Origin of the sequence: Natronorubrum texcoconense (assembly GCF_900100335.1) — an archaeon.
GTDB classification, from domain to species: Archaea; Halobacteriota; Halobacteria; order Halobacteriales; family Natrialbaceae; genus Natronorubrum; species Natronorubrum texcoconense.
This window is the reverse complement of the sequence record NZ_FNFE01000001.1, coordinates 1210830-1230292: the sequence shown is the minus strand read 5'-3', so window position 1 is coordinate 1230292 and position 19463 is coordinate 1210830. Positions and strand designations below refer to the sequence as shown.

Annotated in this window: 26 protein-coding genes and 1 tRNA gene; 15 read left to right on the top strand and 12 right to left on the bottom strand. The window is 62.7% G+C overall.

Annotated elements, in window-relative coordinates:
• The first annotated feature begins 1 nt into the window (after position 1).
• Entirely contained in the window at positions 2–421 is a 420-nt protein-coding gene (locus BLT08_RS05910; protein ID WP_090303946.1) for a VOC family protein, read from the top strand.
• A 108-nt stretch (positions 422–529) separates the two neighbouring features.
• Here the strand turns inward: BLT08_RS05910 and BLT08_RS05905 are convergent, their stop codons facing one another.
• A complete protein-coding gene (locus BLT08_RS05905) occupies positions 530–811 on the bottom strand; it encodes a hypothetical protein (RefSeq protein ID WP_090303814.1) in 282 nt (93 codons plus the stop codon).
• Between the two features lie 249 nt (positions 812–1060).
• Between BLT08_RS05905 and pyrF the strand changes: the two genes are divergently transcribed.
• Entirely contained in the window at positions 1061–1861 is an 801-nt protein-coding gene (pyrF, locus tag BLT08_RS05900) for an orotidine-5'-phosphate decarboxylase (protein ID WP_090303813.1), read from the top strand.
• Here pyrF and BLT08_RS05895 read toward each other — a convergent pair.
• A complete protein-coding gene (locus BLT08_RS05895; RefSeq protein ID WP_090303812.1) occupies positions 1858–2136 on the bottom strand; it encodes a hypothetical protein in 279 nt (92 codons plus the stop codon). The two genes, pyrF and BLT08_RS05895, sit on opposite strands and share 4 nt — an antisense overlap.
• A gap of 6 nt (positions 2137–2142) precedes the next feature.
• Positions 2143–2322 (bottom strand): hypothetical protein, encoded by a 180-nt coding sequence (locus BLT08_RS05890; RefSeq protein ID WP_090303811.1) that lies wholly within the window; start codon positions 2320–2322, stop codon positions 2143–2145.
• A 138-nt stretch (positions 2323–2460) separates the two neighbouring features.
• Here BLT08_RS05890 and BLT08_RS05885 point away from each other — a divergent pair, with 138 nt between their 5' ends.
• Both BLT08_RS05885 and BLT08_RS05880 read left to right on the top strand, forming a co-directional pair.
• Entirely contained in the window at positions 2461–2937 is a 477-nt protein-coding gene (locus BLT08_RS05885) for a cupredoxin domain-containing protein (protein ID WP_245724151.1), read from the top strand.
• 121 nt (positions 2938–3058) lie between these two features.
• Entirely contained in the window at positions 3059–4663 is a 1605-nt protein-coding gene (locus tag BLT08_RS05880; RefSeq protein WP_090303809.1) for a GTPBP1 family GTP-binding protein, read from the top strand.
• Positions 4664–4676: 13 nt separating this feature from the next.
• On the opposite strand, the gene BLT08_RS05875 is transcribed toward BLT08_RS05880, so the two are convergent.
• The 4 genes from BLT08_RS05875 to mch all read right to left on the bottom strand — a co-directional run bounded on the left by BLT08_RS05875 (position 4677) and on the right by mch (position 7010).
• Positions 4677–5072 carry a hypothetical protein gene (locus BLT08_RS05875; protein ID WP_090303808.1) on the bottom strand — a complete coding sequence of 132 codons (396 nt, stop codon included), beginning with the start codon at positions 5070–5072 and terminating at the stop codon, positions 4677–4679.
• A gap of 95 nt (positions 5073–5167) precedes the next feature.
• Positions 5168–5395 carry a PLDc N-terminal domain-containing protein gene (locus BLT08_RS05870; RefSeq protein ID WP_090303807.1) on the bottom strand — a complete coding sequence of 76 codons (228 nt, stop codon included), beginning with the start codon at positions 5393–5395 and terminating at the stop codon, positions 5168–5170.
• A gap of 170 nt (positions 5396–5565) precedes the next feature.
• Positions 5566–6075, bottom strand: a complete 510-nt coding sequence (locus tag BLT08_RS05865) for a double winged helix-containing putative transcriptional regulator (protein ID WP_090303806.1) — start codon at positions 6073–6075, stop codon at positions 5566–5568.
• Positions 6076–6077: 2 nt separating this feature from the next.
• Entirely contained in the window at positions 6078–7010 is a 933-nt protein-coding gene (gene mch / locus BLT08_RS05860; protein ID WP_090303805.1) for a methenyltetrahydromethanopterin cyclohydrolase, read from the bottom strand.
• Between the two features lie 268 nt (positions 7011–7278).
• Between mch and BLT08_RS05855 the strand changes: the two genes are divergently transcribed.
• Complete coding sequence (locus tag BLT08_RS05855) at positions 7279–8331, top strand: substrate-binding domain-containing protein (protein WP_217636372.1); 1053 nt, start codon at positions 7279–7281, stop codon at positions 8329–8331.
• A 179-nt stretch (positions 8332–8510) separates the two neighbouring features.
• Positions 8511–10568, top strand: a complete 2058-nt coding sequence (locus tag BLT08_RS05850) for a TRAP transporter permease (protein WP_217636371.1) — start codon at positions 8511–8513, stop codon at positions 10566–10568.
• Positions 10569–10733: 165 nt separating this feature from the next.
• Here BLT08_RS05850 and BLT08_RS05845 read toward each other — a convergent pair whose 3' ends face one another.
• Positions 10734–10943 (bottom strand): heavy-metal-associated domain-containing protein, encoded by a 210-nt coding sequence (locus BLT08_RS05845; RefSeq protein WP_090303803.1) that lies wholly within the window; start codon positions 10941–10943, stop codon positions 10734–10736.
• Between the two features lie 160 nt (positions 10944–11103).
• Between BLT08_RS05845 and BLT08_RS23570 the strand changes: the two genes are divergently transcribed.
• Positions 11104–11229, top strand: a complete 126-nt coding sequence (locus tag BLT08_RS23570) for a hypothetical protein (protein ID WP_281245254.1) — start codon at positions 11104–11106, stop codon at positions 11227–11229.
• The gene (locus BLT08_RS05840; RefSeq protein ID WP_090303802.1) at positions 11226–12431 is read left to right on the top strand and encodes an MFS transporter; all 1206 of its coding nucleotides are present in this window, start codon (positions 11226–11228) and stop codon (positions 12429–12431) included. Before BLT08_RS23570 ends, BLT08_RS05840 begins: the two co-directional genes overlap by 4 nt.
• Positions 12432–12435: 4 nt before the next feature.
• On the opposite strand, the gene BLT08_RS22885 is transcribed toward BLT08_RS05840, so the two are convergent.
• On the bottom strand, positions 12436–12576 hold the full coding sequence (locus BLT08_RS22885; protein ID WP_175529238.1) for a hypothetical protein: 141 nt from the start codon (positions 12574–12576) through the stop codon (positions 12436–12438).
• A 242-nt stretch (positions 12577–12818) separates the two neighbouring features.
• Between BLT08_RS22885 and BLT08_RS05835 the strand changes: the two genes are divergently transcribed.
• The 3 genes from BLT08_RS05835 (at position 12819) to BLT08_RS05825 (ending at position 14374) form a co-directional block, all read left to right on the top strand.
• Complete coding sequence (locus BLT08_RS05835; RefSeq protein ID WP_090303801.1) at positions 12819–13241, top strand: universal stress protein; 423 nt, start codon at positions 12819–12821, stop codon at positions 13239–13241.
• A 121-nt stretch (positions 13242–13362) separates the two neighbouring features.
• Entirely contained in the window at positions 13363–13740 is a 378-nt protein-coding gene (locus tag BLT08_RS05830; protein ID WP_090303800.1) for a VOC family protein, read from the top strand.
• Positions 13741–13930: 190 nt separating this feature from the next.
• On the top strand, positions 13931–14374 hold the full coding sequence (locus BLT08_RS05825) for a universal stress protein (protein ID WP_090303799.1): 444 nt from the start codon (positions 13931–13933) through the stop codon (positions 14372–14374).
• A gap of 92 nt (positions 14375–14466) precedes the next feature.
• Here BLT08_RS05825 and BLT08_RS05820 read toward each other — a convergent pair whose 3' ends face one another.
• The 3 genes from BLT08_RS05820 to BLT08_RS05810 all read right to left on the bottom strand — a co-directional run bounded on the left by BLT08_RS05820 (position 14467) and on the right by BLT08_RS05810 (position 16252).
• The gene (locus tag BLT08_RS05820; protein ID WP_090303798.1) at positions 14467–14781 is read right to left on the bottom strand and encodes an MTH1187 family thiamine-binding protein; all 315 of its coding nucleotides are present in this window, start codon (positions 14779–14781) and stop codon (positions 14467–14469) included.
• A 201-nt stretch (positions 14782–14982) separates the two neighbouring features.
• Positions 14983–15336 (bottom strand): HalOD1 output domain-containing protein, encoded by a 354-nt coding sequence (locus tag BLT08_RS05815; protein ID WP_090303797.1) that lies wholly within the window; start codon positions 15334–15336, stop codon positions 14983–14985.
• Between the two features lie 845 nt (positions 15337–16181).
• Positions 16182–16252, bottom strand: a tRNA-Gly gene (locus tag BLT08_RS05810).
• A 305-nt stretch (positions 16253–16557) separates the two neighbouring features.
• Here BLT08_RS05810 and BLT08_RS05805 point away from each other — a divergent pair.
• The 4 genes from BLT08_RS05805 to BLT08_RS05790 are packed head-to-tail and all read left to right on the top strand — an operon-like array spanning position 16558 to position 19461.
• Positions 16558–17430, top strand: coding sequence for a putative RNA uridine N3 methyltransferase (locus BLT08_RS05805; RefSeq protein ID WP_090303796.1), 873 nt, complete (start codon positions 16558–16560; stop codon positions 17428–17430).
• Between the two features lie 4 nt (positions 17431–17434).
• The gene (locus BLT08_RS05800; RefSeq protein WP_090303795.1) at positions 17435–18454 is read left to right on the top strand and encodes a 50S ribosomal protein L3; all 1020 of its coding nucleotides are present in this window, start codon (positions 17435–17437) and stop codon (positions 18452–18454) included.
• A 3-nt stretch (positions 18455–18457) separates the two neighbouring features.
• Positions 18458–19210 (top strand): 50S ribosomal protein L4, encoded by a 753-nt coding sequence (gene rpl4p / locus BLT08_RS05795; protein WP_090303794.1) that lies wholly within the window; start codon positions 18458–18460, stop codon positions 19208–19210.
• On the top strand, positions 19207–19461 hold the full coding sequence (locus BLT08_RS05790; protein ID WP_090303793.1) for a 50S ribosomal protein L23: 255 nt from the start codon (positions 19207–19209) through the stop codon (positions 19459–19461). The genes rpl4p and BLT08_RS05790 overlap by 4 nt, the downstream gene beginning before the upstream one ends.
• Positions 19462–19463 lie beyond the last annotated feature (2 nt).

The window sequence follows — 19463 nt, the reverse complement described above, 5'->3', positions numbered from 1 at the left end:
AATGCCGTCTCTCAGCGCACACCACGTCGGGATCACCGTCGACGACCTCGAGCAAACGCTGCCGTTCTATCGGGACGTGCTCGGCCTCGAGGTCGCCGATCGGTTCAGCGTCGACGGCGAGGCGTTCTCGGACGCCGTCGGCGTCGACGGCGCCCGCGGCGAGTTCGCCCACCTCGAGGCAGACGGGATCCGAATCGAACTGATCGAGTACGAGCCCGAAGCGCCCGGCTCGCCCGCGGCCGGGCTCAACCAGCCCGGTGCGACGCACGTCGGTCTCGCGGTCGACGACCTCGAAACCTTCTACGCGGGCCTTCCCAACGACGTCTCGACGATCAGCGAGCCGCGGACGACGGCCAGCGGGACGTCGATCGTGTTTCTCCACGATCCGGAAGAGAACCTGATCGAAGTACTCGAAGCGTAAGCCTACTCGAGGTCCAATCGGACGGGACGCTCGAGGGGAAGGAGGGATGCTCGAATCAGACGGGTCGTCGCTCGAGTCGGACAGTCGTGCGGCTCACTCGGATCGGCGTCAGTGACGAACGGGCGAGGAGTCGAGCGTCGAGGACACTTGCTCGACGTCCTCTTCGCACGCGGTACAGCTACTCTTCTCGGAGTCGATGTAGACGTTTCCACAGGTCGAACAGTGAAAGAGGTTTCCGGGGGCGTCCGGGTTCGTCGGCCGCTGTTCGGCTGCCGACTTGTCGACGGCGTCCTCGCCCGACGCGTCCCGTTCGGCGAACAGCGTCGACCGGATCCGATCTCGAAGCCGACCGAGACGCGAGTTAGATTTCTCGTTGGTTCGAATAGCCATACTGTAGCGGACGATTATAGTACCGAAGTACCTGACGTCTAAAGTATTTGGAGGTCGGTCGGCACCGACGCGCAAAAACGCGAACGAAGCGTGCCGTTCTCACGCGAATACCACCGCAATCCGTTCGATTAGACCGTCTCAGCGGCATCGTTTGTTTCCTGTTAGCAAGCAACTCTGGCCGAACGTGTACCCTACGAAGCACCAATACGGATAGCAACCTTTTCGACCGCCGCAGAACCACTCGGAGGTATGAACTTCTTCGATCGCCTGCACGACCGCATTCGGACGGTCGACAGCGTCGTCAGCGTCGGTCTCGACCCCGATCTATCGCGGATCCCGGACCACCTACGGGAGCACGACCTGCCCCGCTGGGCGTTCAACCGCCGGATCATCGACGCGACTCACGAACACGCCGCAGTCTACAAACCCAACGCCGCGTTCTACGAGGATCCCGACGGCTGGCGCGCGCTAGAAGAGACTATCGCGTACGCGCACGGAAAAGGGGTACCTGTTCTCCTCGACGCGAAACGGGCCGATATCGGCAACACCACCCGCCAGTACGCCCAGTTGCTCGACACCGCGGACGCGATTACGGTCAACCCCTACATGGGGCGGGACTCCCTGCAACCGTTCCTGGCGGACGAGGAGTCCGGCGTATTCATCCTCTGTCGGACCTCGAACCCCGGCGGCGCGGACCTCCAGGATCTCGAACTCGAGACCGGCGAACCGCTCTACGAGCGCGTGGCCGCGCTGGCCGACCTCTGGAACGAAAACGACAACGTGGGCCTCGTCGTCGGCGCGACGACGCCCGACGAACTCGAGGAACTCCGCGAGCAGGTACCAGACCTCCCCTTCCTCGTCCCCGGCGTCGGGGCACAGGGTGGCGACGCCGAGGCGGCCGTCGAGTACGGCCTCGCGAACGGCGTCGGGCTGGTCAACTCCTCGCGGGGAATCATTTTTGCGGGAGAACACGATGGCGAGCGGTTCGCGAGCGCGAGCGGGCAGGCCGCAAAGCGGCTGCAAAAGCGGCTCAACGAATACCGCGACTAGTTCCCGTCGTCTTCGCTTGGCGAATCGTTACAGTCGACCCCGACGACGCGACCGGCGATTCGACTACCGACTCGCTTTCCCAGCAGTTCGACTAAAACCGGTTCGGACGGCGGTCGCTCCTCGAGCAGCTCCAGACCCTCGACGACGGCGATATCCATCGGACTCGAGTCGTGGGGGTGGTCGGCGACGAGCGTTCCGTCCCGCTCCTCGAGACGAAGGCAGAACTGTTCGCCGACGGCCAGCGACTCGCCGAGCAGATCGCGGAAGGAGGTCACGAAGAATCAGAACCGGTGGATGTCGACGTCGTCCGACTGGCGACTCGGATCCGCCTGTGTAGCACACTGGACGCACAGTTCCTTCGGATCCTCGAAGTGAACGTCGCACGCGAGCGTGCCGCAGTTCGCACACCGCTCCTGGGCCGGCCGTGACTCGCAGATCTGACAGAGACCACTGACGCTCATACCGGTCGTACGATCCGGATCGACTTGAAACCGGGGCTGGAACGATCCAGTGGCGCGATCACGGTGACCTCCTCGATGACGTCAACGGCCAGTGCGTTCACATCAGGATTTAAGACGGTAACGTTCTACTGCACGATTATGACTGACCGTAGTTTCGTGAGCCGCCGTCGAGCGCTCGCGCTATCCGGAGCCGCGTTCGCGACAGGAGTAGCCGGCTGTACCGGCAGCAGTGACGATGAGAGCGACGATAGCGACGAGTGGCAACAGCCGCTCGATCCGGACGACTGGGAAGACGTCGACGAGATTCGGCTGATGGGGTACACCGGTGGCTGGGAAGGCGCCGAACCGGATCTCATCGACGGCATTCGAAATCCGACGCTGCTCCTGTTCGACGGCAACGAGTACGAATTGACCTGGGAGAACGGTGACGGCGTCAACCACAACCTCGCGATCAGAAACGAGGACAACCAGGTGATCAGGGGCCTCCGAACGTCCGACGTGCGCAGTCGCGGCGACACGGCGACCCTCGAGTTCGAGGCGAACACCAACATGCACGAGTACCTCTGCGAGCCGCACCCGCGCCGAATGCTCGGCTACATTCACGTCGAGGAGTGACGTCCAGCCGAAGAATCGAAGCCGTTGGACCTTCTGCGAGGGTTTTATTATTCGACACAGTCATGCACTATGTTAACAACCCACGGGAAGGTTTTTGCCATGTGAGCAGCTACCGGTCTACATGAGCCGTGACCGGGCTCTCCTCGAGCGAGCCCTGGACCGTGGTGAACAGGACGGTGGCAACGTCGAGTTCAAGGAACGACTGTCACGTGACGTTCACCTCGAGGGTGGGCGCCGAGAGAGTTTGGCCGCGCAACTCCGTCACCGAATTCTCTCCGGGGACGGCGAGGCGACGTACGTCGTCGGGGTGACGGACGACGGCGGACTCGCCGGCATCGATCCCGATACGTTCTCCGAGACGATGGACGTTCTCTCCTTGCTGGCCGAAGAGGCCGACGCACACATCGACGACGTCCAGACGTGGGGCGTCAATGGAGGACTCGTGGGGGTCGCAATGGTTCGGGAAGGCGGCGTCCTCGAGACGGACGACGAACACGTCGTCGTCGGCACCGCGGGCCACGTCGACCACGGGAAGAGTACGCTAGTCGGCTCGCTCGTGACCGGCAAGCCGGACGACGGCGACGGTGCGACGCGCGCCTATCTCGACGTCCAGCCCCACGAGGTCGAGCGCGGACTCTCCGCGGATCTCTCCTACGCCGTCTACGGCTTCGACGACGATGGCGGCCCGGTACGGGTCGGGAACCCGAACCGCAAGGCGGATCGAGCAGCCGTCGTCGAAGAAGCCGACCGACTCGTCTCCTTCGTCGACACCGTCGGCCACGAGCCGTGGCTTCGGACGACGATCCGGGGACTCGTCGGGCAGAAACTGGACTACGGCCTGCTGGTCGTCGCCGCGGACGACGGCCCGACCCGCACCACGCGCGAACACCTCGGCGTCTTGCTCGCGACGGAACTCCCGACCATCGTCGCGATCACCAAGACCGACGCCGTCGACGACGAGCGCGTCGAGGAGGTCGAACGCGAGGTCGAACGCCTCCTCCGCGAGGTCGAGAAGTCGCCGCTGCGGGTCGCCCGCCACGGCGTCGACGCCGCGATCGACGAGATCGGCGACCGCGTCGTCCCGATCGTCGAAACGAGCGCGATCACGATGGGGGGACTCGAGACGCTGGACGAACTGTTCCACCGACTGCCGAAGACCTCCCAGGACACCGGCGAGTTCCGGATGTACGTCGATCGGAGCTACTCGGTGACCGGCGTCGGCGCGGTCGCCTCGGGGACGGTGATGTCCGGCGAGGTCGAGGCGGGCGACGAACTGCTGCTCGGACCGATGCCCGACGGCCGGTTCCAGGAGGTCGAGGTCCGCTCGATCGAGATGCACTACCACCGCGTCGACAAAGCCCAGGCCGGCCGTATCGTCGGCATCGCGCTGAAAGGCGTCAAGGAGAGCGCCATCGAGCGCGGGATGGTCCTCCTGCCTCGCGAGGCCGATCCAAAACCGGTCCGGGAGTTCGAAGCCGAAGTGATGGTGCTCAACCATCCAACCCGGATCGGCGACGGCTACGAGCCCGTCGTCCACCTCGAGACGATCGGCGAGGCCGCCGCCTTCCACCCCGAGGACGGCCGCCTCCTGCCGGGAGACACCGGTGAAACCACGGTTCGATTCAAGTTCCGCCCGTATCTCGTCGAAGAGGGCCAGAAGTTCGTCTTCCGCGAGGGCCGGAGCAAGGGCGTCGGAACGGTGACCGAGGTCCACTCGATGGACTGACTGATTCTCGTTTTCACTCGGTTTCCGCGCTCGAGATCGTTCCCACCCCGATCGGCGACGAGCCGGTGATCGTGCCGCCGAGCGTAACTGCGTCGGGTTCCATGAACAGCACCGTCTCGTCGGGCATCGAGACGTCGGTTCGGATCTGTCGCTCGAGAAAGTCAAGCGAGGCTGCCTCGGGGCCGCGTTTCACGAGCCCGCGTTCCATCTCGCGACGCGTGTTGAGACTCATGTAGAACTCGCAGTCGGCGTGGTCGGTGTGCTCCTCGAGGCGCCGATACACCGCCTGACAGACGTCGACCGGATCGGTTCCGGTCGCGTTGACGATCATGGTCGATTCGTCGCTCGACTCCGCATCGTTGCGTATCGAATCGACGATTGCTCGAAAGTTGAGCGCGCGGTCGGTCATCGAGTACGACCTCGAGCGCGAGCGGGTAAAATCGGCCGATTGATCCTCGAGTGCCAACGGACCGGTAGTCGGTTCGCGAGACCGTGATACTGGTGCTAAAAGCCACTGTTGCGGGCGTTCCGTCCGAGCAGAAAGTACAGGACGAGTCCCAACAGCGGCGCGAGGAAGACGACGATCGCCCAGAGAAACGCGGGGTGGTCGCTGTTTTGCTCCGCATCGGTGTACACCCACACGACCATCGCGAGAAAGATGACGGTGAAAACGATAAAGAAGAGGAAGCCGATAGCGGCACCACCTTGTTGTAATACAATATTTGGAAGCATAGGATAACGCGGGAAAGCAACTGTAAAATTCTTTTTGGTACCCGCGCTCGAGCGTAAACTACCGCTAGAAATGATTCATCGATGGGCTACCGAACGAATTGGTCGCCACGTCGATTCCGTTCACGAAACCGGTGGATGGCAGGCGAGCCTTCGTCTCTCCGCAGTGACGACTACCTGTACTGGCCGTCGTCGGTTCGTTCTCCGAGCCCTAACAGCGTGGCCCACTCGAGCAGTCGGTGAACGCGAACGCCATCGTCGAAGCGATTTCGACGGGTGTCGCTCCGACCGTCGAAAACGGTCGACTGCTGACGGAGCTCAGCAACGACATCCTCGGTGGAGCGCGGCGTCTCGGCTCGTTCGAGTCTCTCGAGCACCGAATTCGCTCCGTAGACACGGTCGCGAAACGCCTGCTGGAGGCGATCTGAATCGAGCGCTGTGTCGTCACTTACGCCCTTCGCGCTCGAGCACCGACGATACCCCGCTGGCTCCTCGGTCACGAGTTCGAGCGCCCGCAGAAAGACGAGCCACGCCTCGGCCTCGTTTCGTGCGTCGAGACGGGTCTCCTCGAGGAGATGCCGACAGCAGTCGTCGACGACGCCGGCTTCCGTGGGAACCGCCTCGAGGATGGCCTCGAGAGTCTCGAAGTCGTCGGGCGGTTCGGGAACCGGTTTGAACTGCACGGCTACAGATCGAACGACTCGACGAGCAGCGCTTCGTCCGTCTCACCGTGGACGTACGTCGGCCCGCCGAGCACGTCGATCGTCACCTTCGCGGGCGCGAAGAGGTCCGCGGGGACTTCCGCAAAGTCCCACTCGAGATCGTCGAAGATTTCGCCGAACGGCCGACCGTGGCCCTCGGCAGCCGTCGACGGGACGTCCTCGAAGACGTCGGCATCCTCGCGAACCGTGAGGTGGGCCGTCCCACCGTAGGCGATAGCGTCGTTCGTCCGGGCGATCGCCGTCCGCTCGTCCGCGGCGACGGGGGCCACCGGCGCTCGGCCCGTCGCCGAGACGATATCCAGCGGGTCGTAGCCCAGTTCGGAGAGGCGGAACGTCGCCAATTCGGCCGTCCGGGCGGCGTTCGTGACGCTCCCGACCAGGCTTGCGGTCGGATAGGCAAGCAAGAAGACGCCGCTCGTCTCGACCTCCGCGAGGTCCGCGACGTGTTCGGCCGCGGCTTCGGTCGGATCCTGATCTGTTTCGACGGCCAGCGCCGTCAGATCGAAGGCGTCCGTGTAGCCGACGCGGTGGAACTCCTCCTCCTCGGCGACGAGCGCTCGGGCGGGGCCGCTGCCAAGCCCCTCGAAGTCCTCCGTCATCACTTCCCAGCCGGCCTTCTGCGAGCAGAGCAGCGAGAGGGCCGGCTGATCCGTCGAGAGTTCGACGAACGGGATCGGTGCCCCACCGATCTCGCCGAGTCGGTGACTCGGCGTCGCCATCCCCGCCGTCTGGATCTCCGTCAGCAACAGTCCGGCCTCGATCCCGCCGTCGAACTCGAGACCGAAGTCGAGGACGCTCGCCTCGTTCTCGAGGTCGTAGCCGCCGATATTCAGCTCCTCGGCGTACTCGAGGGCCTCGTCGACCAACTCGATCGCCATCCGATTGAGACTTTCCATAGAACTGCTTCTGCGTCCGTCCTGAAACCTCTTGCAGTTTCGCATGCGTCGGGACGCTCGCAGACGTCGGTTCCGTATCGTCCTGCGCACGGAACCGTCGTTTCACTTTTTCGTAGTGGGTAGATCGATTGTAAGGTTTTGGAAAAATATCTCTTTACGAATTATCTTTCATTAGTTGTGATGGGTAGCAAATACGTTTCATAAAAAATCACTTTCTTGGACCAAAACAGTTATACATGATTAAACCTACCAAGAAACACGTTCACATATGGATCGAAAGGCGAAGGGGTCACGACGAGACGTACTGAAGGCAACTGCTGCGGCTGGGGTCGTCGGTCTTGCGGGCTGTCTCGGTGACGGCGCTGAACACACGATTACGATTGCGGGGACGTCGAGCGGGAGTGCATCGCAGGCAGCGGGACAGGCGCTCGCACGCGCCGCGGACGAACACAGCGAGGAAGTCGACGTAAACGTACAGACCTCCGAGGGATGGACGGCGAACCTCCACGAGTTCGACGCTGGCGACTTCAGCACGATCAGCGTCGACAACAACTCCCTGGCGAACGCGATCGAAAGTACGGGACCGTTCGAAGAACAGCCCGTCGACGAGCTCCCGATGCAGGGATTCGTGTTCACCAGCCTCGAGATGTTCTGGGTCGCACTCGACGGCTCCGGAATCGAATCGACGGCCGATCTCCGTGACGGCGGTTACACGATCTACCCGATCGAGCCCGGCTTCGGGACGAACCTGATCACGACGGAGCTGCTCGAAGACGACGGTATCCTCGACGCGAACGACGTCAACGAGGAGAACACGGACGACATTCCCGGCGCCGTCGAAGAGGGCCGCGTCGACGCGCTCGTCCTCTACGGATCGAACCGGGTCGAACTCGCCGGCTGGTGTCAGGAAGTCGACGTCCGAAGCGACGGCTCGCTGTACACCATCGAGACGGACGACGAGTTCGAGCAGACGCTCGAGGACCACGAGGGTGCACGTGTCGACTCCTTCGAGCCGTACGGGTTCGAACAGGACGTCACCGAGGAACTCGGCGTCGACGAAGTGACGAGCTGGGTCCTCGACGGCCAGTGGGCGTTCGGATCGGACGTCTCCGCCGAGGCAACCTACGAGCTGGCTCGTATCGCCCACGAACACCACGATACGATGCGCGAGGCGGACAACACGACGCTCGATTACGACGATCCCGAAGTGTTCACCGAGGCGATCATGCCCGACCTCGAGGTTCACCCCGGCGTCGCCGAGTTCATGCAGGAACACGACGTCTGGGACGACGACTGGGAAGAAGGCGAAGCCGACGACTAATCGGCTAACAAGTACCGAATTTTACTTGGACCAGTGGATCATTTTGACCAACGAGAGGCCAGCAAACGATGGTAGACGACAATACAACTAACGCTGGTGATCCGGACGAATCTGCATCACCGGCAACCGACGACGGGCACCAAAGATACGTAGACCCAGAACTCGGGGAGCGCCCGATCATGGAGAACGTACGAAAGCGACTCTCGAGCGAGAACATCAAGCGATATACGACGCTCCACTCGCTTTTCGTTCTGCTGACGATCCCCTTCTGGATCTACATCATGCACATGTCGACGTCCGGGGCACCACGAGGGTTGTTCGGGATCGGATTCCTCGGTGGGATTCTGTTGCTGTACATCCTCTACGAACTGATTCAAAACGTCGACGGGGGTACAGACTTCATCACAAAAGACGTCAAGCGGCTCTTCGCACGCGACAACGTACTCGACACGGCGGCCTTGCTCACGTGTGCGGCGATTACGCTCGTGACCTGTGTCTATCTCTACACGAACTTCAGGTCGCTCATCGATCGCGGATACATCACGCAACCCGAGACGGTTATCGCCGCGTCCTTTACGCTCGTGATGCTGTACCTCACGTGGCGTTCGTTCGGAATGACGTTCCTCGCGGTGGTTATCGCCGGAATCGCGTACGGACTGTACGGGAATTTCGTTCCCGGAACGCTCGGTCACGGCGGACTCTCGCTCGACCGAACGTTCCGAATCCTCGTCATCACCGTCGACGGGTTCTTCGGATTCCTGACCCAGCTGACCGCCGCCTGGATCGCGTTGTTCCTGCTCTATGCGGGGATGTTGAAGGCCTACGGTGCGTTCGACCTGATTCTCCGTGCGGCCGTTCGTTCGGCGAAGTACATCAGCTCCGGCGTCGCACAGACGGCGGTGCTGGCGAGCGCCGTCATCGGTTCCGTGAACGGGAGTCAGACCGCAAACGCGGGGATGACCGGCTCGTTCACGATCCCGATGATGAAGAAAAACGGCGTCAAACCGGCGACAGCCGGCGGGATCGAGTCCGTCGCGTCGACGTCCGGTCAGGTTCTGCCGCCGGTGATGGGAGCCGGCGCGTTCGTTATGGCCTCGCTCATCACCGGCGTCTCGTACGTCGACGTGCTCGTCGCCGGGTTGATCCCCGCGGCGATCCTCATGATCTCGATCGTCGTCGCCGTCCACTACGTGGCGGCACCGCAGATCGAAAACCCGGAGATGAAGGGACACTTCGACGTGAAACTCAGCCAGCTCGAGCTCGCGCTCGAAGGGATCAAGTTCGGTATTCCGCTGTTGATCCTCATCTACCTGCTCGGGATCGCCCAGTGGACGGTCCAGACCTCCGCGTTCTACACCGTCCTCTCGATGGCGGCGCTCGGCATCGCGATTCCGACCTCGAAGACGGCCTACGACACGTCCAGCATCCGACTCATCTTCTGGCAGTTCGTCGATACGATCAAACAGACGATCGACGGGCTTCGCGAAGGTGTCGTCGTCCTCGCGCCAGTCGCGATCATTCTGGCCGCGATTAACGGCGTCGTCGACCTCTTCGAGGCGACCGGCGTCCCCGGTGCGATCTCGCTCGCCCTGATGGACCTCTCCGGCGGCGTGCTGGTCCTCGGCGCCATCATGGCGATGATCATCTGTATCATCCTCGGACTCGGAATGCCGACGACGGCCGCCTACACCGTCGTCGCGCTGCTGATCGCCCCGACGTTCGTCCACGACTTCCTGCTGCCCGACTTCGCCGCGCACTTCTTCGTGTTCTACGCGGCGATTCTGGCGGGGCTCACCCCGCCGATCGCGACCTGTGTCGCGGTGGCGACGGGGATCGCCGGCTCGAACTTCTGGCGGACCTGTTTCGAGGCGGTGAAGATCTCCGCGCCGCTGTTCATCCTACCGTTCTCGTTCCTCTATCACCCCGAAATCGTCGACCACGGCGGTGAGTTCGGCGGCGGGGTGCTTCTGACGAGCTTCCTCATCCTGCTCGGCGCGCTCGCGATCATCCACGGACTGAACTACCAGTTCGATCTCAATCGAGCGCCAGCGCTCGCCCTTCGCGGGGTGTTCTTCGCGCTCGGCGTCACGTTGATGGTCTTCCCCGAGTTCATCGTTCAGGTCGGTGCGCTCGCCGTCGTCGGCTTCCTCTACCTCACGCAGGCGGCCGTCGGCGAGGAGACGCCGCTCAGCCGACTCACGACGATCACGTCCGGAATCAACGACCGCCAGAAGTAACGCGCGGCCGACCGTTTCGACGGTGGACCCGTTTTTGATTCGTTCGACTCGTCCACAGTCGCTTGCTCGCTACGAACAGCAGCGATTGCAGCGTGCTGTACTACGGACAGCGTTCGAGCTGCAGGCAAAACCGACCCGGTCGGACCGTATTCGGACGAGCCGCGCTCAGGACGGGACCGTGTAGCCGGCGTTTTCGATCGTCGATCCGAACGTCGCTTCGTCGACCGATCCCTCGTCGTATTCGATCCGTACCGCCGCCGTCTCGTGATCGGCCGTCGCAGAAACGACGCCCTCGAGCGACTCGAGGGCGTCCGTCACGGTTGCTTCGCAGCCGTCGCACGCCATTCCGTCGACCGTCAGGGTCGTACGCTCCATACGACCGCTACCTCCGCGGGCCTGTTGAGCGTTCCGTTCTCGGCTCTCGCCGCCACCGACCGGTCCGTGCTCATCGGTCCAGCTTCGATCGTCGTGCTCGACTGACAGCTCGATTCCGGGAGTGAACGTGTTTTATAGTTCGGTCTCAGTGCATGTCTGTATGTACGCCGCCCTCGTTTCGGACGACGGCGACGGTTCGAGAGCGCACGCTCGAGCCGCTATCGTCTCCGACCACCCCGATTCAAACGGGACCGCTCGGCCCGGCGGATGGAGTGATCGACAGTGAGCGGACTCACTGACGTGAGTTCCAACGTGCGTGCCCGCGGCTGGAAAGGATACACCGCGCTCATCCTCGGCTGGCAGGTCACCGCGAGCATCTGTTTTTACTCGATCTACGCGGTGACGCCGTTCGTCCGGAACGAGTACGGCGTGTCGGCGACGTACATCGGCGTGATGATGACGGCGCTCATGACGGGGTATACGCTCTGTTTGCTTCCGGTCGGTTCGATCATCGATCGGTACGGCGAGGCGCTCGTCCTGTCGGTCGGACTGCTCGGACTCGGCGTCGCTGCAGTAGTTCTTACGATGGCACCTTCCTATCCCGTACTGCTCGTCTGTGTCTTCGTGCTCGGTGCCTTCTACGCCACGGCGATGCCAGGAACGAACACGGCCGTCTTCAACGCGATCCCGCAGGAGCGACTCAACTTCTCGATGGGGATCAAACAGGTCGGCGTGACGGCAGGGAGCGGTATCAGCGCCCTCGTCATCCCCTGGTTCGGGGCGACGCGATTCGGCTGGGAAGCCGGGTTCATCCTCGCCGGCGCGATTGCCCTGCTCGTCGCCGTCGGATTCTGGATCGCGTACGACGAAGGTGGGCCGAGCGAGACCGATGACGACGGCGGGATCCGCGGCCACCTCGCGAACGTCGAGTACGCGATTCTCACCGTCGCCGGCTTCTTCCTCGGCGCCGGACTGTTCACGACGACCGGCTACACCATCCTCTACGTCGACGAGGTCGTCGGGGCCGGCGTCGTCTTCGCGGGGATAACTCTCGCCGCGGCACAGGTCGCCGGCAGCACCGGCCGAATCGCCTTCGGCTGGCTCGCGGATCGACTCTCGGGATCGCTCACGACCTCGACGCTTGCAATTCTCATCGCGCAAGCGGGCGCGTCGGTCGTCCTCTTCGTCGCCGTCACGGTCGTCGACTCGCCGGTCGTCGCGCTCGTCCTCTTCTCGCTGCTCGGCTTCGTTATCCTCGGATTCACCGGCATCTACTACTCCTGTATCGGCTCGCTCGTCTCCTCCGACGGCATCGCGAGCGCGACGGCGGGCGGCCAACTCGCGCTCAACTCGGGCGCGCTGTTCGCGCCACCGGCGTTTGGCTACCTCGTCGACAGTATCGGCTACGGTGCGGCGTGGTCGCTGCTCGCGCTCTCCTCGCTCGTCGCCCTCGGTCTCCTGATCGTGCTCTACCGTCGAAACTCGTAGGCGCTCACGCTAACAGAAGCACGCTCGAACTCCGGCAGTCGGGACAGACGCGTTCGCCACCGACACCGGTGTTTCCCTCGACGATCATCCAGTTCAGTTCGTTCGCGTCGCCGAACCATCCGCAGTCGGGGCATTCGGAGTTCATACGTAGTAGTTCGTCACGATAACACATACCACTTTTTCACGTAATTTGGCCGATCGAGCGGCGTCCTCGGCATCGATTCGCGACCGACTCGCCCTCTCAGGTGTTCGGTCCGTTCGCTACCAGCCGTTCGACCGTCCGTCACGCGCTCGAGCACCCGTTGACACGCTTCGTCGTTACGGCATTCGGTACGGTCTCCACAACTCGACCGATGACGATTTGCTCGTACAATGCGTATTGGTATCATGGCACGCCACATCCTCGTCCCGTTCGATGACTCGCCCCCGTCGACGAAGGCTCTCGAGTACGCGCTCCGCGAATATCCCGAGGAGCAACTGACCGTCGTCCACGTACTCAACCCGCGTCAGTATCACCTGTACGACGAGGGGTACGCGTACACGCCGGAACTCATAGAACAGGTGGAGGCGCGAGGTGAGGAGTTACTCGAGCGCGCCCGTGAGACGAGCCGTGAACACGACGTCGAAATCGAAACGGCGCTGATAGAGGGCGTCCCAGCGAGGGCGATCAATGAGTACGTCGACGAACACGGCGTCGATCACGTCGTCATGGGGAGCCACGGACGATCCGGTCCAACCCGAATCCTGCTCGGGAGCATCGCCGAAACCGTCGTCAGGCGGTCGCCCGTCCCCGTGACCGTCGTTCGGTGAGCATCGGTCGATTCTGGCGGTATCCGACTCCCGCGAACGGCTCGAGGAATGCTCACCACATCCACCACTGCCTCCGCTTCCGAGGAACAACTATTATGGTCGCAGATCCGAAAGCGCCGGTATGGAGGTCATCCACACGGCACTCTGGACCGACGATATCGACGCGACTCTCGAGTTCTACACCGACGTCCTCGACCTCGAGCGCGTCTGGAGCTTCACCGCCGACGACGGCGTCGAAAACGTCTACATCGGGACCGAAGACGGAGCCGAACTCCAGTTCAAGTACGATCCCGGCGGCGACGCCGTACCGGAACCGACCGGGATCGACCACGTCGCACTCGAGGTCGACGACACCGACGCGACGTACGAACACGTCGTCGAGGAGACCGACTGTGACGTCGAGATCGAACCCGTCACGATGGACCACATCGACGTCCGGGCGGCTTTCGTTTACGACCCGAGCGGCTACGTCGTCGAGTTCGTCGAGCACCTGGACTAACAGCGTCCGAGGAAACTCGAGTACCGGACTCGAGCCGATCGACTTCGTTCTCGACCGTTCGTTCGCAGAGCAAGTCGACGGCGGCGCAGATTGGGTCGTTACGAGCGACTGCGGGCCCGGCGTGTGCCGGTTTTCCCACGCACGTGTTTCAATGGGTGGTTTGATATGTGATTGGACTGTTCTTTCGACCATGTACACAGTACTCGTCCCGGTCGACGAACAACCAGACCGAGTGAGCGCGCAGATCGAGGCCGTTCTCGATCTCCCGAACGCAGCCGACGACGTCGCCGTCGAACTGCTGCACGTCAGGAAGGAACTCGAGTTCGCCGACAGCGACGAGGACGTGGAGATCGGGAAGATTCGCTCCGATCTCTCGGTCGACGAGCTCGATGAGCTGATCGAGACGCTCTCGCTGGCCGTCGACGAACTGGCTGAAGCCGATGTCGACACCACCATTCACGCGGCAACCGGCAACCCCGCCGCGGCCATCGTCGACGTCGCCGACAAGTTCGACGTCGACGAACTCGTCGTCGGCGCTCGCCGACAGTCGCCGGTCGGGAAAGTACTGTTCGGCAGCGTCGCCCAGTCCGTCATCCTCGACACCGATCGACCGGTAAAAGTCGTCCCCGCCTGAAGTCGGTCACTCGTCTCCACGGCGCTGCTCGCCGCCTGGATCGAGCGTTTGTCGCCGCGCTCAAACGCGAGATTCCTCCCACGCGTACTCCCCTACTCGTCTTTGTTTCTCGCTGCCCGGCCGAGGTGCTCCTCGACGGCCTCGACTTTCGCCGCCGCGTTCGTGTCTCGGTTCCGTTTGTCGTCGATCTTCAACACGGTGCTGACGCGATCGTGGTCGACCGCTTCGTGGGCCGCCTGCGCGGCCGCGAACAGTTCGCCGATATCGTCCGTCTCGATCACCGTCCCCATCGGATTCGTCTCGTACTCGACGTCGTACGCCTCGAGCGCGTCGACGGCCTTCGCGATCTCGCCGGACATACTATCTTCGACCACCGGTGCGACGCTCAGGAGTGCGATTACCGTCATCGAGTTTGCTGACGACGCGAAGGCTCCTAAACCCGTTCCATGCGGATTTCGAGTCGTCGACCTCCGCGACGAATTTCAGCTCCGGCGCTCTCACGCGGCAGTGGCCCCGGCGGTTCGATAGCTCGCGGAGCGCCGAAGCGACGGCTCTCGAGCGTCGAAAAACGGGGAGTAGAGAGCGACGGGGACGGACAGGTGCCAGGTTCAGTTGGGCTGGCCGGGACGGCTCGTCTCCGTCGGCGGGTAGACGATGACGTCGCCGTTCGCGTAGACGTACACCTCGTGCTCGAGCGCGGTGAAGGCGATGTGACCGCCGGAGCGTTCGGTGCCGTCGGCCTTCTTGCTGAAGATGCGATCGAGCGCGTCCGGATCGACGCTGTCGTAGAGGGAGAACTCGCCTTGGGAGACGTCGGTGTCCGCGATCGATGCGATGGCGTGGACGATCGTCGTGGTGATCGTCGCGGTGCTGTCGAAATCGTGGTGAAAGACGTAGCGATCGTTGGTCTGGTCGTACTGGAGGTCGTTCGCGTCGTCGGGGGTAGGGAGTTCAGTTTGCATTGCTAAATCACGAGTTCAATTGTCCATTGACCCGTAGCAAGCCACGGTATAAAAGCCAATCGCAGGCAGCATTAGTTACTGATTTTGACCCAAACCCTGCGAGAACTGTTCGATCAGTCGGATAGTATTCTTTTATTGATGGTCACCGAGACGGATATCTCTGTCGTCCCGTCAGTACAATCACGTGTTACCGAGCGTAGACTCGTCGTTTCCGTTCGTAAACGACGCCTTCGAGCCTATTTGCGGGCAGATGGCGGTTCCCAGCGAGATGACGCTCCGACACGGCGATGCGCTATCGCTCTTCACGAGTTCCGACGTAATCGGTTGCTCACCGCCTCGATGGCCGGGTTGATTCTCGGTTGTGGCCCTCGAGGGAGAGTCCGGGCTCGAGGATAGTTGCCGGATCCACGAGTAATCACTAGATACGCGTGCTGGCTGGGATTTGAACAACGGCCAGACAGGCTCGTACGCTGCGTGCGACTGATCTGACGACTTCACGGCTCCCGATACCGAGCGTGCGTACGCGGTGCTCGATCGGAACTGATCGCCGTCAAAATGTGCTGGCTGGGATTTGAACAACGCCTGAGAACCTGCTCGCTACGCTCGCAGAACCTCAGTCTGATTCAAACCCAGAGCGACTTCACGGCTCACGAGTGACGAGCACCGCGTAGCGTGTGCTCGTCGGAGTTGTTCGCCGCAGAAGTGCGCTGGCCGGGATTTGAACAACGCCCAGACGTGCTCGCTCCGCTGCGCGCGACTGGTCTCGTTCAAATCCAAGAACGATTTCTCCGAACACGGAATACTCGCGTTGCTACGCAACGCTCGTGGTGTTGTGTTCGGAGAAATGCGCTGGCTGGGATTTGAACCCAGGTTGTGACCATGGCAAGGTCACGTGATACCACTACACTACCAGCGCCCTGCTGCACTCTATTCTACTCCCGGAGGGATGTATAAGGGTTGCGAATCGGAGCGGCATCGCCATGTCGGAACATGTCGCTATCTGACCGCCCGCTATCGGTTCTCGAGTCCTCACACCCGTCCCAACGAACCCATTTTCCCCAAATCGGTCACGTAGTTATCACTTTTACAGAGTGTGTGGCTGTAACACACGAATTCGTGGGTGTGAGCCGTTCACAGCCGGGATCGAATCCGCTACCCTTTTAAGACATTACCGGCAACACATCGCTACAGTCTAGTGACGCGGCGCCGAAGCGTTTCGGCATGACCGTCAGCATACTCGTCCCGTCGTCGCTCACCCGTGAAGCCGAGGACAAACGCGAGGCAACTCGCAAACTCGGATACGTCGCCCGCGCGGCGACGATCTTCCGGGCCGATCGCCTGATCGTCTATCCCGACCGGGATGGCGAAACCGGGCGATTCGACGGCGGGTTCGTACACACCGTCTTGCGGTACGCCGCAACGCCGCCATACCTCCGCAACGAGGCATGGGGGATGCGGGACGAACTGGAGTATGTGGGCATCTTGCCGCCGCTCCGCGCCATGTCACAGACCGGCTCCGAATCTGACGGTTCGGGGTCGTCAAGACAAGGAATCGTGACCGAGGTCGGACCTGAAGGGCGCGTCCGGGTCAATTGCGGCTTGCAACACCCGATCTCCCTCAACGTTCCTCCGAAAATGGAGGTCGAGGAGGGGGAGCGCGTGACCGTCAGGATCTCTTCGCGACGACCGGTCCGGGCGAAACTCGTCGACGATCCCCTTCCGGGATTGTCGGTCGAGCGGACGGACCTCTCCGCAGCACTCGGCCGTGAGGACGCCGGCGTCTGTATCGCAGCCTCCCGATTCGGTGAGAAGCTCACCGTCGGGCGGCTCGAGACGCTGGCCGGACGCGTCGAACGAGACGGGATGACCGTCGCGTTCGGGGCGCCCGAACGAGGGCTGCCGGACATCCTCGACATCGAGGCTTCCGCCGTCACCCCTGCGGATGGAACGGGCGACGCGGTCGACGGAGTCGAACCCACTGCCGATCCGGGGTTCGACCTCTGGCTAAATACGGTTCCGGACCAGGGAAGCGAGGTTGTGCGAACGGAGGAGGCTCTGTTCGCAAGCCTCGCTCCCCTCTCACTGAGAGAGTGATAGAATGCCACAAGCAAATTCACCACGCAAAGGCTCACTCGGGTTCGGCCCACGACAGCGTGCGACCAGCGAGGTCCCACGCTTCAGTTCGTGGCCGGACGACGACGGACAGCCAACGCTCCAGGGATTCGCGGGCTACAAGGCCGGCATGACCCACGTCGTTATGGTCGACGATAAAGCGAACTCGCCGACCGAGGGGATGGAACAGACCGTCCCCGTGACGATCGTGGAGACGCCGCCGATGCGCGCGGTCGCACTACGAGCGTACGAAGCAACGCCATACGGCATGAAGCCGGTCACCGAGGTCTGGACCGACGAGTTCGTTTCCGAACTCGATCGCGTCCTCGACGTCCCCGGTGATGACTACGACGCCGACGCCGCCGAAGACGAGCTTCGGGGCTACCTCGAAGAAGGACGCGTCGACGACGTTCGCGTCATCACGCATACGGTTCCAGGGAGCATTCCCTCGATGCCGAAGAAGAAACCGGACGTGATGGAGACGCGAGTCGGCGGCGGCTCCGTTGAGGAGCGCGTCGACTTCGCCCTCGAGACCGTCGCAGACGGCGGCGAACACGTCATGAACGACGTGTTCCGCGCGGGCGAGTACGTCGACGCGAGCGGTGTCACGAAAGGAAAGGGTACCCAGGGTCCCGTCAAGCGATGGGGCGTCCAGAAACGAAAGGGCAAGCACGCCCGGCAGGGATGGCGCCGCCGCATCGGGAACCTCGGTCCATGGAACCCGTCCCGCGTTCGGTCGACGGTCCCCCAGCAGGGACAGACCGGCTACCACCAGCGGACGGAACTGAACAAACGCCTCGTCGATATCGGCGACGGCGCAGACGCGACGGTCGACGGCGGCTTCGTCAACTACGGCGAAGTCGACGGACCGCACGCGCTGATCAAGGGCTCGCTCCCCGGGCCGAACAAGCGCCTCGTGCGCTTCCGCCCGGCGATCCGACCCGGAGACCAGCCGCGCCTCGATCCCGAGGTTCGCTACGTCTCCACCGCATCTAACCAGGGATAACACATGGAAGCAACAGTACGAGACCTGGACGGCGACGACGCGGGCTCGATCGAGCTCCCGGCGGTCTTCGAGACCACTTACCGCCCGGACCTGATCGCCCGCGCCGTTCGCGTCGCCCAGGCAAACCGAAAACAGGCCTACGGTGCCGACGAGTTCGCGGGCATGCGCACGCCTGCGGAGTCGTTCGGTAGCGGTCGCGGGATGGCTCACGTGCCACGCCAGGACGGACGCGCGCGACGCGTTCCTCAGGCGATCAAAGGACGGAAATCCCACCCACCGAAGGCCGAAAAGGACCAGTCCGACTCGATCAACACGAAAGCGAAGAAACTCGCCGTCCGCAGCGCCATCGCGGCGACGACGGACGCCGACCTGGTCGCCGAGCGCGGCCACCAGTTCGACGACGACGCGGAGATTCCGGTCGTCGTGAGCGACGAGTTCGAAGACCTCCAGAAGACGAAGGAAGTCGTCTCGTTCCTCGAGGCCGCCGGTCTCGCGGACGACATCGAACGCGCCGACGAGGGTCGCAGCGTCCGATCCGGACAGGGGAAAGCCCGTGGCCGGAAGTACAAGACGCCGACGTCGATCCTGTTCGTCACCTCCAGCGAGTCCGGCCCGTCCCGAGCGGCTCGGAACCTCGCCGGTGCCGACGTGACGACGGCCGCGGAGGTCAACGCCGAAGAGCTCGCACCCGGCGCACAGCCGGGTCGACTGACCGTCTGGACCGAGAGCGCACTCGAGGAGGTGGCAGACCGATGAGTTCGATCATCGAGCACCCCCTCGTGACGGAGAAGGCGATGAACGACATGGACTTCGAGAACAAGCTCCAGTTCGTTTGCAACCCCGACGCCACGAAACCCGAGATTAGCTCGGTCGTCGAGGAGCGCTTCGACGTCTCGGTCGACAACATCAACACGCAAGTGACGATGAAAGGCAAAAAGAAAGCGATCATCAAACTCTCCGAGGACGACGACGCACAGGAAGTCGCCTCGCGAATCGGGGTGTTCTGAAG

Excerpts from the sequence above, each read along its gene's own strand:
- BLT08_RS05910 (WP_090303946.1), top strand. The coding sequence starts at position 2 with ATGCCGTCTCTCAGCGCACACCACGTCGGGATCACCGTCGACGACCTC.
- BLT08_RS05905 (WP_090303814.1), bottom strand. The coding sequence starts at position 811 with ATGGCTATTCGAACCAACGAGAAATCTAACTCGCGTCTCGGTCGGCTT.
- pyrF (WP_090303813.1), top strand. The coding sequence starts at position 1,061 with ATGAACTTCTTCGATCGCCTGCACGACCGCATTCGGACGGTCGACAGC.
- BLT08_RS05890 (WP_090303811.1), bottom strand. The coding sequence starts at position 2,322 with ATGAGCGTCAGTGGTCTCTGTCAGATCTGCGAGTCACGGCCGGCCCAG.
- BLT08_RS05885 (WP_245724151.1), top strand. The coding sequence starts at position 2,461 with ATGACTGACCGTAGTTTCGTGAGCCGCCGTCGAGCGCTCGCGCTATCC.
- BLT08_RS05880 (WP_090303809.1), top strand. The coding sequence starts at position 3,059 with ATGAGCCGTGACCGGGCTCTCCTCGAGCGAGCCCTGGACCGTGGTGAA.
- BLT08_RS05875 (WP_090303808.1), bottom strand. The coding sequence starts at position 5,072 with ATGACCGACCGCGCGCTCAACTTTCGAGCAATCGTCGATTCGATACGC.
- BLT08_RS05870 (WP_090303807.1), bottom strand. The coding sequence starts at position 5,395 with ATGCTTCCAAATATTGTATTACAACAAGGTGGTGCCGCTATCGGCTTC.
- mch (WP_090303805.1), bottom strand. The coding sequence starts at position 7,010 with ATGGAAAGTCTCAATCGGATGGCGATCGAGTTGGTCGACGAGGCCCTC.
- BLT08_RS05855 (WP_217636372.1), top strand. The coding sequence starts at position 7,279 with ATGGATCGAAAGGCGAAGGGGTCACGACGAGACGTACTGAAGGCAACT.
- BLT08_RS05850 (WP_217636371.1), top strand. The coding sequence starts at position 8,511 with ATGGAGAACGTACGAAAGCGACTCTCGAGCGAGAACATCAAGCGATAT.
- BLT08_RS05845 (WP_090303803.1), bottom strand. The coding sequence starts at position 10,943 with ATGGAGCGTACGACCCTGACGGTCGACGGAATGGCGTGCGACGGCTGC.
- BLT08_RS23570 (WP_281245254.1), top strand. The coding sequence starts at position 11,104 with ATGTACGCCGCCCTCGTTTCGGACGACGGCGACGGTTCGAGAGCGCAC.
- BLT08_RS22885 (WP_175529238.1), bottom strand. The coding sequence starts at position 12,576 with ATGAACTCCGAATGCCCCGACTGCGGATGGTTCGGCGACGCGAACGAA.
- BLT08_RS05835 (WP_090303801.1), top strand. The coding sequence starts at position 12,819 with ATGGCACGCCACATCCTCGTCCCGTTCGATGACTCGCCCCCGTCGACG.
- BLT08_RS05830 (WP_090303800.1), top strand. The coding sequence starts at position 13,363 with ATGGAGGTCATCCACACGGCACTCTGGACCGACGATATCGACGCGACT.
- BLT08_RS05825 (WP_090303799.1), top strand. The coding sequence starts at position 13,931 with ATGTACACAGTACTCGTCCCGGTCGACGAACAACCAGACCGAGTGAGC.
- BLT08_RS05820 (WP_090303798.1), bottom strand. The coding sequence starts at position 14,781 with ATGACGGTAATCGCACTCCTGAGCGTCGCACCGGTGGTCGAAGATAGT.
- BLT08_RS05815 (WP_090303797.1), bottom strand. The coding sequence starts at position 15,336 with ATGCAAACTGAACTCCCTACCCCCGACGACGCGAACGACCTCCAGTAC.
- BLT08_RS05805 (WP_090303796.1), top strand. The coding sequence starts at position 16,558 with ATGACCGTCAGCATACTCGTCCCGTCGTCGCTCACCCGTGAAGCCGAG.
- BLT08_RS05800 (WP_090303795.1), top strand. The coding sequence starts at position 17,435 with ATGCCACAAGCAAATTCACCACGCAAAGGCTCACTCGGGTTCGGCCCA.
- rpl4p (WP_090303794.1), top strand. The coding sequence starts at position 18,458 with ATGGAAGCAACAGTACGAGACCTGGACGGCGACGACGCGGGCTCGATC.
- BLT08_RS05790 (WP_090303793.1), top strand. The coding sequence starts at position 19,207 with ATGAGTTCGATCATCGAGCACCCCCTCGTGACGGAGAAGGCGATGAAC.